Consider the following 17115-nt stretch of genomic DNA (forward strand, 5'->3'; position numbering starts at 1 on the left):
TCATGATTAAAGATAAAAGGCTTTTAATCTTGGCGCTACTGGTTATGGTGTTTAATAGCCAATTTGTATTTGCCGCCCCAGATAAGATTTATTTATTTCGCCACAGTGAAAAACAAGCCGGTAAAAACCCGTCGCTTACAGTGCTTGGCGCACAACGTGCACAGTATTTGGTACAGTTAATAAAACAACATAAAAACGTGCAGCTATTTAGCAGCAATTATAAGCGTACATTACAAACAGCAGCGCCAATGGCTGCTTACTTAAGCACTACAGTAAAAATGTATGATGCAGCTGATTTAGCTTCACTTGAAAGTAAACTACTAAAATTACAGGGTGTTGTAATTGTTGTAGGACACAGTAATACCACGCCTGAACTTACGGCACTGCTTTCAAAAGGTACGGTGAGTGCTATGTCTGAAGATGAGTTTTCGCGCTATTACATACTAGATAAAATACGCGATAAAGCCCCAAAAGATGCACCACAATATAGGGTCAGTGAACTCACTATGGATTTTAATCATTAATTTAAAAGTGACAGATAATAAAAAACCAGCGGGTGCTGGTTTTTTTATATTACCGGGTAAATCCTACAAGTAGGTGTTTAGCCACGCGGTAATTTAATTTTTTTCTCTTCACTTTGGCGGTAAAGCACAATAGTGTGACCAATTGATTGTAATTTAGTTGCACCAGTTTCACGCACAATTGCTTCAAAAATGAGCGCTTTAGTTTCGCGATCATCAGTTGGAACCTTCACTTTAATTAATTCGTGAATTTCTAATGCGCTTTGAATTTCTACTACTACGCCTTCGGTTAAACCGTTAGAACCTAGTAAAACTACAGGCTTGAGGCTATGTGCCTGACCTTTTAAAAACTGCTTTTGTTTGTTTGATAATGTCATGTTTATACAAATTTTGCTGAATATGGCTTGAATTAAGGGTATTCTACCGCCATCTAAAGAATATTACTAATTAGTTGCGTGTTAATTTATGACAAATAAAAAACAGTCAGCCAGTTCACAGCGATGGCTGAAAGAACATTTTGATGATAAATATGTTCAAGAGGCGCAAAAAAAAGGTTGGCGTTCTCGAGCTGTTTTTAAATTAGATGAGGTCCAAAGTAGAGACAAGTTACTCCGCCCAGCAATGACTGTTGTTGATTTAGGGGCTGCACCGGGTAGTTGGTCACAATACTTGGCAGAAAAAGTAGGAGATAAAGGACAAGTTATAGCGTGCGATATCCTCCCTATGGATTCATTAGCGGGTGTTGACTTTTTACAAGGCGACTTTCGTGAAGAAGCAGTGTTAAGTGCATTGTTAAAACGTATTGATGGCAAAAATGTTGATGTGGTACTCTCTGACATGGCACCAAATATGAGTGGTAACAATTCAGTTGATCAAGCTGGTAGCATGTATTTGGTCGAGCTTGCACTGGATATGTGTAATCAAGTATTAAAGAAAAATGGTGCATTTATTGTTAAAGTATTCCAAGGTGAAGGCTTTGATCAGTTCTTGCAAGATGTACGTAATAGTTTTAAAACAGTGAAGATACGTAAACCAGATGCCTCGCGCGCCCGTTCACGGGAAGTATATATAGTAGCGACTGGATATAAACTGTAGTACAGTTGTTGGGCGTTTAGTTGAATTTAAATTAATTGGATACAAGAGGTTAACCCCTTGAGCGATATGGCAAAAAATCTAATACTCTGGCTGGTTATTGCAGTTGTGCTGATGTCAGTATTTCAGAGCTTTAATGGCGGCGATCAAGTAGATCGTCAAACAAGTTATAGTCAATTTGTTAAAGATGCCCGCAGTGGCTCTATACAAGAAGTGGCAATTGAAAGTACCAGTGGCACAATTACAGGTACTAAAACCAGTGGCGAACGTTTTCAAACGATTATGCCTATTTACGACAAAGACATTTTAAATGATTTGTTAAAAAGTAACGTCAATGTGAAAGGGGTTAAACCTGAAGAGCAGTCATTTTTAGCAAGTATATTTATTTCTTGGTTCCCAATGATACTGCTTATTGGTGTGTGGATATTTTTCATGCGTCAAATGCAAGGCGGTGGCGGTAAAGGCGCAATGTCGTTTGGTAAGAGCAAAGCGCGCTTAATGAGCGAAGATCAAATTAAAACCACTTTCGCCGATGTTGCTGGCTGTGATGAAGCAAAAGAAGATGTATCAGAATTGGTAGATTTTTTACGCGACCCATCAAAATTCCAAAAATTAGGTGGCAGCATTCCTAAAGGCGTGTTGATGGTTGGTCCTCCTGGTACAGGTAAAACGTTACTTGCTAAAGCCGTTGCTGGTGAAGCAAAAGTGCCGTTCTTTACTATTTCTGGTTCGGACTTTGTTGAAATGTTTGTTGGTGTGGGCGCATCTCGCGTACGAGATATGTTCGAGCAAGCTAAAAAAGCATCACCCTGTATTATCTTTATTGATGAAATAGATGCTGTAGGTCGTAAACGTGGTGCTGGTATGGGCGGCGGTAACGACGAACGTGAGCAAACGCTAAACCAAATGCTAGTAGAAATGGATGGTTTTGGTGGTAACGAAGGTATTATCGTTATTGCTGCAACTAACCGCCCAGACGTATTAGATCCAGCCTTACTTCGTCCGGGTCGTTTTGACCGCCAAGTTGAAGTTGGCTTACCTGATATTCGTGGTCGTGAGCAAATACTTAAAGTACATATGCGTAAAGTGCCATTAGGCGACAACGTTGAAGCAGCTTTAATTGCACGCGGTACACCGGGTTTTTCAGGTGCTGATTTAGCAAACCTAGTAAACGAAGCTGCACTCTATGCGGCACGCGGTAATAAACGTGTTGTTAGTATGGCTGAGTTTGACGCTGCTAAAGATAAAATCATGATGGGCGCTGAGCGCAAAACCATGGTGATGAGCGAGCAAGAAAAAGCCATGACAGCGTACCACGAAGCTGGCCATGCTATTGTTGGTCGTATGGTGCCAGAGCATGATCCTGTTTATAAAGTATCTATAATTCCACGTGGCCGTGCGCTAGGTGTAACTATGTACTTGCCTGAACAAGACCGTGTAAGCCATTCTAAAGAATTGCTAGAGTCGATGATCTCAAGCCTGTATGGCGGACGTATCGCAGAAGCACTTATTTATGGTGCAGATAAAGTAACCACAGGTGCTAGTAACGATATTGAACGAGCGAGTGATATTGCCCGTAAAATGGTAACGCACTGGGGTTTAAGTGAAAAACTTGGACCACTACTTTACGCAGAAGATCAAAACGATATGTACATGGGCGGTGGCCGCTCTATGAGTATATCGGACGAAACAGCTAAAATTATCGATAGCGAAGTACGTTTATTGTCAGATCGTAACTATCAGCGAGCAGAAGCGATATTAAAAGAAAATATCGATATTCTACACGCAATGAAAGATGCGCTGATGAAGTACGAAACGATTGATGCTAAGCAAATAGATGATTTAATGGCGCGCCAAGAAGTTCGTGAACCACGCGATGCGCATGACCGCCATGAAAAAAAGCCAGTTAAAGAAGATGTTTCAGCAGAAAAATTAGTTGATGAAGATCAAAAACCAACTGATGAAGCTAAAAAAGATGAAACAAACCTTGATGACAAAGCTGAATAATCGTTAAAATAGCTAAACTAAAAGCCCCGAACCTCGGGGCTTTTTTGTATCAAACGTATAAAATAAACTTCAGCTAATTCAAACAAAAAAGGTCATCATGAATAATTTACTAAACTTGCCTCGCAAACGTACACTAAGTTTGGCAAATCCAGTAATTATGGGAATACTTAATGTTACTCCCGATTCTTTTTCAGATGGCGGGCAGTTTATAGACCCTGATATTGCGCTGCAGCGTGCGCTGCAATTGTTAGACGACGGGGCGCAAATTATAGATATTGGCGGAGAGTCGACTCGCCCAGGTGCTCCTGATGTGAGCCTTGAGGATGAATTAGCACGTGTAATACCAGCGATTAAAGCAATTCGTGAAAACAGTGATTGCGTTATATCTATTGATACCAGTAAAGCACAAGTAATGCACCAAGCTATTTTAGCTGGGGCCGATATTGTTAATGACGTACGTGCATTACAAGAAAGCGACGCACTGAACGTAGTGGCGCAGTTTCCTGATGTTGCGGTGTGTTTAATGCATATGCAAGGCCAACCTCGCAGCATGCAGGCAGCGCCGCACTATGATGATTTATTTACAGATATAAAACAGTTTTTTAGTCAGCGTATTGCTGCGTGTAAAACAGCGGGGATTAAGCAAACACAACTTATTCTTGATCCTGGCTTTGGTTTTGGTAAAACACTCAGCCACAATTACCAACTACTGGCGCAGTTTAATGACTTTACTCAGTTTGGTTTACCGTTATTAGCGGGATTATCGCGTAAGTCGATGATTGGCAACTTATTAAATAGAAATACAAATGAGCGATTGGCCGGCAGTTTAGCGGGCGCATTAATCGCAGCACAAAATGGTGCGCATATTATTCGTGTACACGACGTAAAAGAAACCGCAGATGTACTTAACGTACTACAAGCCTGCAAACAAGGAGTACTTTAAATGAAAGAAAGAAAATATTTTGGCACCGATGGTGTACGCGGGCTCGTGGGTGAGCATCCTATAAATCCTGAGTTTGCAATGAAACTAGGTTGGGCTGCGGGCCGTGTCCTATCAGAAAATGGCACTAAAAAAGTGATGATAGGTAAAGATACCCGCATTTCAGGCTATATGTTAGAAACCGCATTACAAGCAGGGTTAATTGCAGCAGGAATCGATGTTGTATTACTGGGCCCTATGCCAACCCCTGCGATTGCTTATTTAGCACAAACATTTAGAGCCGAGGCCGGCATAGTAATTAGTGCATCGCACAATCCGTATTACGATAACGGCATAAAGTTTTTTAACTGTCGCGGTTTAAAGCTTGATGACAAAGTAGAGCTTGAAATTGAAGCCATGCTTGATGAACCAATGACTTGTGTTGAGTCAGATAAATTAGGTAAAGCGAGTCGCTTAACTAGCGCTGATGGTCGTTATATCGAATTTTGTAAAAGCCAATTTCCACAAAGCTTGTCGCTTGAAGGATTAAAAATTGTACTCGATTGTGCCAATGGCGCAACTTACCATATTGCACCATCAGTTATGCGCGAACTAGGTGCAAATATAATCACGCATGCGTGTGAGCCCAATGGTGTAAATATTAACCATGAATGCGGCGCTACTCACGTAGATACCCTAAAACGTAAAGTGCTTGAACATAATGCAGATGTGGGCATTGCCTATGATGGCGATGGCGACCGTGTAATGATGGTTGATCATAATGGTCGTGTGTTTGATGGTGATGACTTAGTGTATATTATTGCCTGTCAAGCAGCGCAAGATGATAATTTAGGTGGTGGTGTTGTTGGCACTGTTATGTCAAACATGGGCCTTGAAAATGCATTGAAAGCCAAAGGTATTGAATTTGCACGCAGTAAAGTAGGCGACCGTTATGTAATGGAATTGCTACAACAAAAAGGCTGGACTATTGGCGGCGAAAGCTCGGGCCATGTATTAAACCTTGATTTAATTAGCACCGGCGATGGCATTATTTCAAGCTTGCAAGTACTAGCTGCTATGGTTGCGCAAAATAAAACATTACAAGACTTAGGTACTGGTTTTACTAAGTACCCAATGAAAATGATTAACGTACGTTACACCCCAGGTACAGATCCGACAAAAGCGCCTGCAGTATTAGCTGCAGTAGCAGAGGTTGAGCAAACTTTAGGTGAAAAGGGGCGTGTGTTACTACGTAAATCAGGCACTGAACCTGTTGTACGTGTTATGGTTGAGGCCGAACAAGAGAAGTTAGTAATCGACAGCGCAGAAAAAATAGCCGCGGTTGTTGAATCTATGAGCAAACAAACTGATTGATAACAATAACCTCTTGTAACTTTGGGCGAGTCGAGTTAATATCTCGACCGCTTTCTCATGTGGAGTGGAAAAATGGCAGCACGCAAGGCGATGGTCGCAGGCAATTGGAAAATGAATGGCTCTTTAGAGCTGGTTAAACAAATGTCTGATGCTATTAACAATGTTAAATCAAACGAGATAGACATTGTTTTATTTCCTCCGTTTCCGTTAGTGTCAGCAATGATAGCCAGCGGTGTTTCAACGGGAACTCAAACTGTGTCAGAAAATACCCCCGGTGCATTTACCGGTGAAGTTGATGCACAACTTGTTAAAGAGTTGGGCGCCCAATATGTATTAGTAGGTCACTCAGAGCGCCGTAGTATATACAAAGAAAGCAATGATGTCGTAGCTGCAAAATTTGCTCGCGCACAACAAGTTGGTTTAACGCCAATTTTATGTGTTGGAGAGAGCGAAAGTGAGCAAGAAAACGGTAAAACAGAACAAATAGTTGCTGCACAAATTGATGCAGTAATTGAAAAATTAGGTGTAGCAGCACTCAAAGATTCTGTGATAGCATATGAACCCGTTTGGGCCATAGGCACAGGTAAGACTGCATCGCCAGAACAGGCACAAAGCGTTCATAAATTTATCCGTGACAAAATCGCTTCATTAAACAGCGATTTAGCACAAGGGCTAACCATCTTATATGGTGGTAGCGTTAACGAAAAAAATAGCGAATTATTATTTGCACAAACAGATATAGACGGCGGCCTAATTGGTGGCGCAAGTTTAAAAGCAGATTCATTTACTGCTATCTGCAACAGTGCAAAAGGGACCGTATAAATGTACGAAATTTTACTAGTAGTTTATTTAGTTGTAGCTTTAGCGCTTGTTGGAATGGTTTTAATCCAGCAAGGTAAAGGTGCCGATATGGGTTCTTCATTTGGCGCGGGTGCTTCGTCAACTGTTTTCGGATCATCAGGTGCAGGTAACTTTATGACTAAAACAACGACAGTTTTAGCTTCTGTGTTTTTTATATTAAGCATAGTACTGGGCAACCTTACTGCAAGTCATATTAAAAAGACTGATGAATGGGAAAACCTTGAAGCAGCACCAGCTTTAGAAACAGTTATTCCTGTTGAAGAAGATGTGCCAGTTACATCTTCGAAAGAGCAACGCTCTGACGTACCAAATTAATTTAGCGTAAAAGCTAAAACGTTAAACGATTTATACTCCTCAAATAAATCATAAAGTTTAACACCTAAGCGCAAGCTTAAAAAATGCGGATGTGGTGGAATTGGTAGACACGCCACCTTGAGGGGGTGGTGCTTTAGGGCATGGGGGTTCAAGTCCCCCCATCCGCACCAAATTTAAAACCCAGTAACTAACGTTGCTGGGTTTTTTGCTTTTAGCTAACGTTAACCTTTATTACCACAAAATCTCCTCACAAAATCACTTATTTAATCTAACAACAGATGCTTTTAGAACACACATTATTACTTGTGTAATCAGTTATGTAGCATTTTCATATAACAATAAAATCCTTGGTCCATTTAAACTATGCCGCAATGCTAAATTGATGCTAAGTTAAATAAAAAATAGGAGATAATTTGTGTCAAAAGTAGCGTTTATTTCAGGTGCAAGTAGAGGTATTGGTCGTGCAACAGCCATCGCATTTGCAAAAGCAGGCTATCGAGTAGCAATAACAGCTCGTGAATTAGATAGCGAGGTAGCACAGCAAAGTACGCAAGGGAGTTTAAAACAAACAGCCCAAATGATGGAGCAATTAGGTTGTGAGGTCATTGCGCTAAAAATGGATTTACTTGATTTTAACTCCGTTGCTAGTGCTCTAAAGCAGGTGTTTGAACACTTTGGTAAAATTGACGTGGTTGTTAATAATGCTATTTATCAGGGGGCTGGCCTTAATGCTTCTTTACTAGATGTAACGCAGCAAACGCTTGAAAAAGTTGCTAGAGCTTACATAGGCGCGCCAGTGCAAATAGCACAAGCTGTTTTACCAAGTATGTTAGCGCAACAAAGCGGTTGTATAATAAATATAACCTCGGGAGCGGGTGAAAAAGATCCGCCTATTCCTGCATCTAAAGGGGGCTGGGGTTATGCATACGGTGCAGGTAAGGCTGCAGTGTCGCGACTGTCGGGTATTATTTGCCGTGAACATGGTCATCAAGGTATTCGCGCTTTTACAGTAAACCCAGGAGTTGTTAACACTGAAACGCTAAGAGCGACTATTGGCGATCAGGGTATTAAAGGCTTGCAGCAGGCTGTAGCCGAACCGGATGAAATAGGTAATGTATTGTTATGGATTGCAGATAACTCTGCAGCAGATGAGCTGCAGTACAGTACCATCTCCGCACAAAAGTTAGCGCGCGAGTTAAACCTACCTAAATAATCGAACCTCATATAATCTTGCTGCTTTGTGCTAGGTCAATTAAGCGCAATTACAGCAAGGTTATAATTAATATAACTTTATATCCTACCTACCAAATTATGCGTATTAACCCTATCTCAACGATCATTACTGTGCAAATACAGCTGTATTCGTAGCAACAATAGCAGCACAAATAAAAAGGCCTTAATAAATATTAAGGCCTTTTTTCACTATAATAATTATTTAATTAATACTCAAAACTAACATCTATGCCATAGGTTCTTGGCGTACCGTATGCCTGCGCATCAAAGAAGTTAAAGTTCGAACCAAATACAATGTACTCTTCATCGGTAATATTTTTCCCCCAAAGCGATACTTTAAGGTTTGAACGCTCACCTATCTTGATATTAGATAATGTTAGGCGTGCATTGAGTAGCGCATAGTTATCACCCACTAAGCTTGGGTCAGATACAGAAAATTGATAGTCATCCACCATCACATAGTTTGTATTGAGTGCTAAGTTACCAAAGTCTAATTCGGCTATAGTCCAATTCATTGCAACAGATGCCGAATAAGAGGTGTTGTCGGTAAATGTAATATCACTGTATTTCGTATCTAAATACCCAAGGCTGGTGGTAAAGAATAGGCTGTCGGTAGCAGCAAATTTAGCATCAATCTCGATCCCTTTATTTTTCGACTCACCAGTATTAAGTGAACGACGAATACTGCCATCGAAAATGGTTTTTTGTAGATTAGTGTTATTATTTAAAAATACTGCGGTATTAAGCATTAAACGGTCATCCAGCAGCATTGCTTTAACACCAACCTCATACGCTGTGGTATCTTCAGGATCGGCAGGTGTTAGTGTTCCTTCATAGTTTGCTTCGCCCATATTTGCTGGATTAAGATAAGCAAATCGGTCGATAGAACCTGGGTTGTAAACCCCTGCAGCGTACCCTTGTGAGATACTAGCGTACATAGTTAAATCTTGATCTACTACATAATTAAATAGCAGTGATCCCACTGTTTTTGACCAGTCAGTTTCAGAGTGTAAATCGTTTCTTAACATTGCATCATGCTTTGCTACGTTAGTCAGAGATTTGGTATCTTTTGTATAGCGTATCCCTGCAACCACATTTAACTCGTCCGTTAATTTATAATCAACATTGGTAAAAAGCGCCGATGATTTAGCGTTTACTTTATAAAAGCTACCCCATGGTAGTGAGCCGGTGAATAATACGTTAGCGCCTTGGCCTGTAAAAATACCTATATTCCACGGGTTGTTTTCTTCACCTTCTTCACTGAAGTAATAATACCCAGCTACGTACTTTAAATCACCTTCTAAAAACTGACCGAGTAGTTGAAATTCTTGTGATTTTTGCTCTTGTGATTTCACGCTAGTATATTGAAACGCCGGAATAGCAAGCACGTCACTGGTGTCAACACTTGGTGGCGAAGTACTGAAATCTAAAGCTGGAGCAAAATAAGCACCGCCATCGGTATCGTAACCTTCGCTTAAATCTGAGTCATAGCTGCGAAATGAGCTAATCGATTTAAAGGTATGGTTGTCAGAAAAATCCCATTCAAACGTTAAGTTGTGTCCTTCAATATCAACATACTCACGGCCATGTTGATCTAATTCAAACTCGGTTTGACGGCCAGGCGCTTTCTCATTGGCGGCCATCATTGCAAATACGTTGCCGGCATAGAGCTTACCCGTAGATAGGTCCATAGTGGGTACATTTGGATCTGTATATTGCGGGCGCACATTGCTAATTTGTACAGGCATAGCTACTGAACTGCCATCAGTATTGTCATAGCTGTAGTTAACGGTAAAATCATCACCGGTATAACGCAGTGCAACACGCAGTGCATCAACATCTTCTGCACCTAAGTTTTTTTCTTTTGCACCAGCAAAGGTATTGGTAGCCCAACCATCATGCTCACTGGTCATATACGTAAGTCTGGCGGTAAAATTACCAATTGCGCCGGTATCAATTGATGTGGTTGAGCTAAGTAAGCTGTTATTGCCTACAGTAACCTTTTGCTTAAATTGAAAGTCATCTGATGGTTTTCTAGTGACTAAGTTAAGCGCACCACCGGTTGTATTTTTACCCCAAAGTGTACCTTGAGGTCCACGTAGTATTTCCATACGCTCTAAATCAACGATATTAAAAATAGCCCCAGAGTTACGTGCTAAATAAACGCCATCTAAATAAATACCTACTTTAGGGTCAATCGCTAATGAAGGTTCAGATGTCCCTAGGCCGCGAATATCCATGCCAACGTTAAAGGTACTACCATATGGAGGAAAAATTTTGACGTTGGGTGCTTGCGCATTAACATCACTGATATCTTCAATACCCAGGTTTTCTATTGCTTCAGCGTTAAAAGCGGTAATGGCGATAGGCGTTTCTTGTAATGTGCTAATACGTTTTTGGGCTGTTACCGAAACACGCTCAATGCCTTTAACTGCGGTCTGTTTAGCTTCGGCCTGCTCTGGTTCTTGCGCTGCAAATGCCTGACCAGATACAGCGCATGCAATAGCAAACGCTAACGGTTTTATAGTGAGATTTGATGCAAACCTATTGTCATTTAAATTCATTACACTTCCTCGATGATTTTTTATATTTATTTCAGCGATAGGCATTCACTAACTACTGCAACCCTCATTGAGTAAAGCTTATCAAAGAGGAAATGCCTAACCGCTATTTTGTTGTACTTTTTTTACACTGCGGTTTGAAAGTAGCGATAAGTGATCTGTTGAGCATCACGCATTTGGACTATGTATAAATAAGAGGTAAACAAACTGCTACTTTGGTGTTGTTTTATAAGCGTTATATAAGTTAGTGCCCGTTGCCGTATTTGTTCACTTGAGTTTTACACCCATATTTCAACCCCCTTCCTTTGGTTAAGTTATTGAATTTAAAGTGATATCACTGAGTTGGGAAATGTTATTCTTTATTATGTGGGTTGCTTAATAGCGCTGTTAATTATTGCATGGAATGAGAAGTTTTTTTGCTTAGTCCATATTGACGATGAGAGATAGTGGCTAGTGTGAAAATCTGGTGTTAAGCAAGTTGGTGAGTTTAACCAGTGCAATTGCGCGCTAATTCTATGAAGGATAACAACCATGAGTGTTCCATATAAAATTGATATTACAGGTATCTCAGATGATTTTCTTACACCAGAAGCTAATCGTCTCATCGCAGCGGCAGAGAAGTTGGTTCCTAACTTACTTGAGCGCGCCCAAGCTGCAGAAACTGCTGGTAAAGTACCTGATGAAACAATAAAAGAAATGATTGCAGCAGGTTTGTTCCGTGTTTTACAACCTAAACGCTGGGGCGGATATGAGCTTGACCCTAGAGTATTTTATATTATTCAAATGACGCTAGCGCAAGGCTGTATGTCTACCGCTTGGATTTATGGTGTTATTGGCGTACATAACTGGCAAATTGGCTTGTTTGATGAAAGGGCACAAATAGAAGTACTTGCTGAAAACCCAGAGATATTGATTGCTTCTACTTATATGCCAGTGGGCAAAGTAGAAAAAGTGAAAGGTGGTTTTAACTTTTCAGGCCGTTGGGGTTTTTCAAGCGGTGTAGAGCACTGTGAATGGATATTTTTAGGTGGTTTAGTGCCTAAATCACCAGGCAGTAAAGAGCTTGAACATAGAACATTCTTATTACCTAAATCTGATTTTAAAGTGGTAAAAAACTGGGATGTACTTGGACTACGCGCTTCTGGTAGTCACGATATTGTGGTTGAAGGGGCATTTGTTCCTGAGTATCGCACCCACCAAACTAATGACTACAGCGACGCAGCTTGTAAAGGGCGCGCGATTAATGATAACTGGTTATACCGTATCCCATTTGTGCAGATATTTCAGCGTGCTGTATCTACCGCGTGTATTGGTGCACTGGATGGTGCTGTTACTGAATTTCGTCATCGCTGCGCTGAACATGTGGGTAAACACGGTGGTAAAACTGCAGAAGACGTGAATGCGCAAATGGCAGTAACCGAAGCAATAATGACCAGCGATCAGTTGAAGTTGGTGTTGTTTCGTAATTTTGCAGAAGTGGTAAAGCATACTCAAAATGGCGAAATGATGCCAGTTAATGACCGTTTACTACAGCGCGCGCAATCAGCAGCTGTGCCTAAACAGTGTAGTGAAAGAATTAACGAGATTATGCGCGCTTGTGCAGCGTCGGGAACTTATAAAGGTAATCCGATTGAGCGAATTTTTCGCGATATAAATCAGTCTCGTGGTCATATTGCTAACAATACAGATACTTACATGCGTGCACATGGCACTGTAATGCTAGGTTTACCTAACTCAGATCCTTTTGTATAAGCTAGGGAGTCGCTATGTCTCGTTATCATAATTTAACTATTGCTGAAGTAATACAAGAAACCGCTGATGCGAACTCAATTGTATTTGACGTACCAGCATCGTTAACCGAGCAATTTGACTATCAGCCGGGTCAATTTTTGACCCTTAAACTCCCTTATGAAGGGGCGTTTTTGATGCGTTGTTACTCTATGTCGAGCACGCCAAGCCAAGATACAGGATTACGTGTCACGGTTAAGCGTGTAGCAGACGGGCGAGGTTCAAACTGGATTTGCGATAATCTTAAAGCGGGTAGCAACATAGAAGTGATGCAACCTGCTGGGCTGTTTGTGCCAAAAGATTTAGCGGAAGATCATTTGTTATGTGCAGGGGGCAGTGGTGTTACTCCTGTGCTGTCTATTTTGCGACATGTGTTAATTAATGGCACCGGAAAGGTGCGGGTTATATACGCTAATCGCGATGAAGCCTCGGTTATATTTCAGCAAACATTTAAGGCATTATCGGCGCAGTACCCAGAGCGTCTTGAAGTGATTCATTTATTAGATTCGTTACAAGGCATTCCTTCATTATCACTGTTAACTTCGTTAGCCGATGGTATGCAACAAGGACGTGCTTTTATTTGTGGCCCTGGGCCATTTATGGATGCAATGGAATTGGCCGTTAAAGCCGCTAAATTTCCTGCTAGTCGTATCCATATTGAACGCTTTTCTAGTGCAGCGCCAAAAATTACAACAAAACCGGTACCAGCCAATTCATTAAAAACACCGATTCAAGACAATATCGCAGAACTTGTTGTTGATGAAGCAAATATGCCAGCGGCAACAATAAAGCTTGAACTTGATGGCGAACATTATGTTATTGCTTGTGAGAGCGGACAAACCGTGCTTGATGCAGCTGAAAAAATAGGTATTGAATTACCCTACTCTTGTCGCGAGGGCATGTGTGCCTCGTGTATGTGTGAAGTGGTGTCAGGGCAAGTAAAACTTAATAATAATGATGTGCTCGATGAAAAAGATTTAGCAAACAACTTAACGCTAAGTTGCCAAGCAGTGCCTTTAACCAGTGAGCTTAAGCTCAAATATACCTAACACTTAATATTAATATCAGTAACGCAACGCGTTATCACTCATTCACTCAGTGCAACATTGTTTGCACGTTTCCGATATAAGGAATTTCTCATGCAATCTCGTTTTAAAGATAAAGTCGCTTTCGTAACAGGTGGTGGCAGCGGAATTGGTGCAGCTACTGCACAGCGACTTGCACAAGAGGGCGCCACAGTAATTATTTGTGGTCGCAATAAAGCACCATTAGACGAAGTAGTAGCGACTATTCGCCAGCAAGGCGGTAACGCTCATGCAGTACAAGCCGATGTAAGCAACGAGCAAGCATTTGTTACAGCACTTGAGCAAACGGCGCAGCAATATGGCAGCCTCGATATTTTAGTTAATAATGCCATGGCCTTTACGTATGGGGCAATTGAAGATATGAGCACCGAACAGTGGCATAGCAACTTTACAACCTCGGTCGATGGTACATTTTGGGGCACCCGAACGGCAATGCAATTAATGAAAGAAAAAGGCGGTGCTATTGTTAATATTTCATCTATTTGTGGTGAATTAGGTACGCCGATGATGGCCGGATATAGCGCCTCTAAAGCGGCGGTAGTTAATTTTTCACGTGCGGCTGCGGCAGAAGGTGCAGCGCATAACATTCGCGTTAATGTGGTAGTACCCGCAGTAGTAGAAACCCCGGCTACGGCAGGTATGTTAAGTGACGAGGGTATGCTAAATAATACCAACAGGCTTATTCCTATGGGTCGTGTTGGCCGCGCCGATGAGTTAGCCAGTGCAATTGTCTTTTTAGCCAGCGATGACGCATCTTATATAACAGGGGCTTCTTTACCTGTTGATGGTGGCCGCGCAGCAGTATTGGTAACCGCTTTAGATTAAGGACATTGTATGACCACAAATAACCCACTATTAACCCCATGCAAATTGGGTGATATAGAAATAGCAAACCGAGTAATAATGGCGCCAATGACGCGTAATCGCGCTGATGCAGATGGTACACCTAATAGCATAATGCGTGACTATTATGCACAGCGAGCAAGTGCTGGGCTGATTGTAGCTGAAGGCTCGTGGCCTGTTGTTACAGGGCAAGCGTATAATCGCCAACCGGGAATAGAAACGCCAAAGCAAATTCAAGCATGGCGCGAGGTAACCGATGCAGTACATCAGGCGGGCGGTAAAATAGTGCTGCAAATTATGCATGCAGGGCGTATTGGCTCGCACCATATTAAAGGTAATGATGTAGCTACTGTTGCTCCTTCAGCAATAAAAGCTCGTGGCGAAGTGTATACCGACAGTGCGGGTATGCAGCCATTTGATATGCCTGAGGCCTTAACTACAGAGCAAGTGTGGCAAGTAATAGATGAGCATCGCCAAGCTGCCGAAAATGCAAAAGAAGCTGGTTTTGATGGTGTTGAACTGCATTGCACCAGTGGCTACTTACCTATGCAATTTTTGTGTTCTGATTCAAACCAACGCAACGACGAGTTTGGTGGTAGCGCTCAAGCACGCGCTAAATTTGCCAGTGAATGTATACGAGCTATGGCGACGGTATTTGGCGCAGGGCGAGTTGGTTTGCGGATGAATCCGGGAAACCGCTTTAACGATACCAAAGATGAAAACCCAGCAGAAAGTCATTTGGCCTTGCTGCATGCGGTGGCCGATTTAGATCTTGCTTATTTGCATATTATGCGTGCGCCGACAGCCGATATCGACGCCTTTAAAATGGGCAGAGAAGCATTTAAAGGCGCTCTGATCATTAATGATGGCTTTGATGGGGAGTCTGCTGCTGAGGCGGTTACTTCAAATCAAGCAGAAGCGGTTTCATTTGCTCGTCACTATGTTGCTAACCCTGATTTAGTAACTCGTTTTGCAGCGCAATTACCGCTGGCAAAGTTTAAACGTGAAACACTTTATACCCCAGGTGCGGCAGGCTACACCGATTATCCAAACGCATAATAAAGTACTGTTATTGAGTGTTGCAACATAATATGTGCTGCAACACTCAATAGCTTCATTTCATCATTTGTCATAGTTTTCATACAATAAACTTAATCGTTAAAATAGATTAATATTACTCTAATTAGACTAAATGATAATCAAGGAGTCACTTGCAAACCTTGCTAATAACGGTGATAGTGAAGTAAGTGAAATATTAAATAGCAGTATAAATTAATAATATAGCATGCTTATTTTTTTGTTTTATTTTCAAGTTTTAATCAAAAAAAATAACTATAGGTTGAAAAATGGCACAATTAGATATAAGTCTCGATGCATATAATGAATTAATAAATGCATTATACGAAGCGTCGGCAGATACCAGTTCTTCAAGTTGGAATATCCCTCTTAAGCTAATCCAAAGCATACTTCAAGCAAACTATGTCACCTTAATATTAAAAGTTCCCGAGGAAGACGATTTAGGATTAATGATCGCAGTAGGTGAAGGTTTAGAAGAAGGGGACACCGTTCAGCATTTACCCTATCAATATAAATTAACCCCTTTTGCTGATCAACCACTTGATACAGTGTTAACTGTTGCGGATTTTATGGATGAAAACGAATGGAAAAATTCATCATATAGGGAACACTGGTGCGAAAAAAATAACATTTATCATGTACTCACTGCCGATATTAGTACTCCTAATGTTGGTCATTTAAGGTTTAGGGTTACGCGAACCGATGCACAAGAAGATTTTTCTCAAGCTGATAAAGCGTTTGTAGAGTTACTTATCCCGCATTTTAGACGCGCAATTACTACCTTTTTACAACTCAATAGTAGTGCCTCTTTAGGCTCGTTATATTCTCGTGCTATTGGTCGTTTGTCTATTGCTACTATTACTATTGACGAGCATGGTAAAGTACTCGATAAAAACGTATTTGCTAGCCATATACTCGACGCCGAAGACGGGCTTAAAATAATTGGCGGTAAACTAACCGCGCAAGATAACAGTGATAATCGCGAGTTGAAACGCTTAATTAAAGCAACGTTTGCTAATGCTGATGGCAAGCAAACTATGCCAGAGGCAATGTCGATTACTCGTCCATCAGGCGAAATAGCTCTTGGTGTAGTAATTGAAGTTATTCCCTCATTAGGTTGGGCTGAAGGTAAAGGGCAAAACAAGGCCGTAATTTACATTCGCGATGCGGTAGGTAAATCGACCACCAGTATTGAAATATCGAAAAAGCTATTTGGTTTAACGCCGGCAGAAACTGCGCTATCACTGCAGTTAACTAATGGTTTATCGTTAGAAGAAGCTGCTGAAGAGCTAAATATTCGCCGTAACACAGCGCGTGCTCACTTACGTTCTATATTTTCTAAAACCGGTGTACGCAGGCAAACAGAGTTAGTTAGATTGTTTTTAAATAGTGTCGCTGCGCTGGGCTACGACGACAGAAATAGCTTGTAAACTTTATTA

General features: G+C 41.3%; 15 protein-coding genes and 1 tRNA gene. 14 read left to right on the forward strand and 2 right to left on the reverse strand.

Features of this window, described 5'->3' with window-relative positions:
* Window positions 1-2 precede the first annotated feature (2 nt).
* Window positions 3-524 (forward strand): histidine phosphatase family protein, encoded by a 522-nt coding sequence (locus tag RB215_RS04415; protein ID WP_309216937.1) that lies wholly within the window; start codon window positions 3-5, stop codon window positions 522-524.
* A 77-nt stretch (window positions 525-601) separates the two neighbouring features.
* Here RB215_RS04415 and yhbY read toward each other — a convergent pair whose 3' ends face one another.
* Window positions 602-898, reverse strand: a complete 297-nt coding sequence (gene yhbY / locus RB215_RS04420) for a ribosome assembly RNA-binding protein YhbY (RefSeq protein WP_011327561.1) — start codon at window positions 896-898, stop codon at window positions 602-604.
* 88 nt (window positions 899-986) lie between these two features.
* On the opposite strand from yhbY, the gene rlmE reads away from it, so the two are divergent.
* The 8 genes from rlmE (at window position 987) to RB215_RS04460 (ending at window position 8302) form a co-directional block, all read left to right on the forward strand.
* Window positions 987-1616, forward strand: a complete 630-nt coding sequence (gene rlmE, locus RB215_RS04425; protein WP_011327562.1) for a 23S rRNA (uridine(2552)-2'-O)-methyltransferase RlmE — start codon at window positions 987-989, stop codon at window positions 1614-1616.
* Window positions 1617-1682: 66 nt separating this feature from the next.
* Window positions 1683-3620 carry an ATP-dependent zinc metalloprotease FtsH gene (gene ftsH / locus RB215_RS04430; RefSeq protein ID WP_041454669.1) on the forward strand — a complete coding sequence of 646 codons (1938 nt, stop codon included), beginning with the start codon at window positions 1683-1685 and terminating at the stop codon, window positions 3618-3620.
* 97 nt (window positions 3621-3717) lie between these two features.
* Window positions 3718-4563, forward strand: coding sequence for a dihydropteroate synthase (gene folP / locus RB215_RS04435; RefSeq protein ID WP_309216938.1), 846 nt, complete (start codon window positions 3718-3720; stop codon window positions 4561-4563).
* Entirely contained in the window at window positions 4564-5913 is a 1350-nt protein-coding gene (gene glmM, locus RB215_RS04440; RefSeq protein WP_011327565.1) for a phosphoglucosamine mutase, read from the forward strand.
* Between the two features lie 72 nt (window positions 5914-5985).
* Entirely contained in the window at window positions 5986-6735 is a 750-nt protein-coding gene (gene tpiA / locus RB215_RS04445; protein ID WP_309216939.1) for a triose-phosphate isomerase, read from the forward strand.
* Window positions 6736-7089, forward strand: coding sequence for a preprotein translocase subunit SecG (secG, locus tag RB215_RS04450; protein ID WP_011327567.1), 354 nt, complete (start codon window positions 6736-6738; stop codon window positions 7087-7089). It begins immediately after the preceding gene.
* A gap of 85 nt (window positions 7090-7174) precedes the next feature.
* Window positions 7175-7259 (forward strand) — tRNA-Leu (locus tag RB215_RS04455).
* 245 nt (window positions 7260-7504) lie between these two features.
* Window positions 7505-8302 (forward strand): SDR family oxidoreductase, encoded by a 798-nt coding sequence (locus tag RB215_RS04460; protein WP_309216940.1) that lies wholly within the window; start codon window positions 7505-7507, stop codon window positions 8300-8302.
* Window positions 8303-8528: 226 nt separating this feature from the next.
* On the opposite strand, the gene RB215_RS04465 is transcribed toward RB215_RS04460, so the two are convergent.
* Window positions 8529-10886 (reverse strand): TonB-dependent receptor, encoded by a 2358-nt coding sequence (locus RB215_RS04465; protein ID WP_089367904.1) that lies wholly within the window; start codon window positions 10884-10886, stop codon window positions 8529-8531.
* A 528-nt stretch (window positions 10887-11414) separates the two neighbouring features.
* Between RB215_RS04465 and RB215_RS04470 the strand changes: the two genes are divergently transcribed.
* From RB215_RS04470 to RB215_RS04490, 5 genes are all read left to right on the forward strand, one after another.
* Window positions 11415-12635 carry an acyl-CoA dehydrogenase family protein gene (locus RB215_RS04470; RefSeq protein WP_309216941.1) on the forward strand — a complete coding sequence of 407 codons (1221 nt, stop codon included), beginning with the start codon at window positions 11415-11417 and terminating at the stop codon, window positions 12633-12635.
* A 14-nt stretch (window positions 12636-12649) separates the two neighbouring features.
* Entirely contained in the window at window positions 12650-13720 is a 1071-nt protein-coding gene (locus RB215_RS04475) for a ferredoxin--NADP reductase (RefSeq protein ID WP_309216943.1), read from the forward strand.
* Between the two features lie 90 nt (window positions 13721-13810).
* Complete coding sequence (locus RB215_RS04480; RefSeq protein ID WP_306287381.1) at window positions 13811-14581, forward strand: SDR family NAD(P)-dependent oxidoreductase; 771 nt, start codon at window positions 13811-13813, stop codon at window positions 14579-14581.
* 9 nt (window positions 14582-14590) lie between these two features.
* Window positions 14591-15658, forward strand: a complete 1068-nt coding sequence (locus RB215_RS04485) for an alkene reductase (RefSeq protein WP_011327573.1) — start codon at window positions 14591-14593, stop codon at window positions 15656-15658.
* A gap of 287 nt (window positions 15659-15945) precedes the next feature.
* Window positions 15946-17106: a helix-turn-helix transcriptional regulator gene (locus RB215_RS04490; RefSeq protein WP_011327574.1), complete on the forward strand. Its 1161-nt coding sequence runs from the start codon at window positions 15946-15948 to the stop codon at window positions 17104-17106.
* Window positions 17107-17115: the final 9 nt, after the last annotated feature.

The sequence above is a fragment of the Pseudoalteromonas sp. HL-AS2 genome, assembly GCF_031198805.1.
Classification (GTDB): domain Bacteria; phylum Pseudomonadota; class Gammaproteobacteria; order Enterobacterales; family Alteromonadaceae; genus Pseudoalteromonas; species Pseudoalteromonas nigrifaciens.

What these genes read in the sequence shown, in the direction of transcription:
- tpiA (WP_309216939.1), top strand. Translation starts at nt 5,986, where the DNA reads ATGGCAGCACGCAAGGCGATGGTCGCAGGCAATTGGAAAATGAATGGC.
- RB215_RS04470 (WP_309216941.1), top strand. Translation starts at nt 11,415, where the DNA reads ATGAGTGTTCCATATAAAATTGATATTACAGGTATCTCAGATGATTTT.
- yhbY (WP_011327561.1), bottom strand. Translation starts at nt 898, where the DNA reads ATGACATTATCAAACAAACAAAAGCAGTTTTTAAAAGGTCAGGCACAT.
- RB215_RS04490 (WP_011327574.1), top strand. Translation starts at nt 15,946, where the DNA reads ATGGCACAATTAGATATAAGTCTCGATGCATATAATGAATTAATAAAT.
- rlmE (WP_011327562.1), top strand. Translation starts at nt 987, where the DNA reads ATGACAAATAAAAAACAGTCAGCCAGTTCACAGCGATGGCTGAAAGAA.
- RB215_RS04480 (WP_306287381.1), top strand. Translation starts at nt 13,811, where the DNA reads ATGCAATCTCGTTTTAAAGATAAAGTCGCTTTCGTAACAGGTGGTGGC.
- RB215_RS04465 (WP_089367904.1), bottom strand. Translation starts at nt 10,886, where the DNA reads ATGAATTTAAATGACAATAGGTTTGCATCAAATCTCACTATAAAACCG.
- folP (WP_309216938.1), top strand. Translation starts at nt 3,718, where the DNA reads ATGAATAATTTACTAAACTTGCCTCGCAAACGTACACTAAGTTTGGCA.
- RB215_RS04485 (WP_011327573.1), top strand. Translation starts at nt 14,591, where the DNA reads ATGACCACAAATAACCCACTATTAACCCCATGCAAATTGGGTGATATA.
- secG (WP_011327567.1), top strand. Translation starts at nt 6,736, where the DNA reads ATGTACGAAATTTTACTAGTAGTTTATTTAGTTGTAGCTTTAGCGCTT.
- RB215_RS04475 (WP_309216943.1), top strand. Translation starts at nt 12,650, where the DNA reads ATGTCTCGTTATCATAATTTAACTATTGCTGAAGTAATACAAGAAACC.
- ftsH (WP_041454669.1), top strand. Translation starts at nt 1,683, where the DNA reads ATGGCAAAAAATCTAATACTCTGGCTGGTTATTGCAGTTGTGCTGATG.
- glmM (WP_011327565.1), top strand. Translation starts at nt 4,564, where the DNA reads ATGAAAGAAAGAAAATATTTTGGCACCGATGGTGTACGCGGGCTCGTG.
- RB215_RS04415 (WP_309216937.1), top strand. Translation starts at nt 3, where the DNA reads ATGATTAAAGATAAAAGGCTTTTAATCTTGGCGCTACTGGTTATGGTG.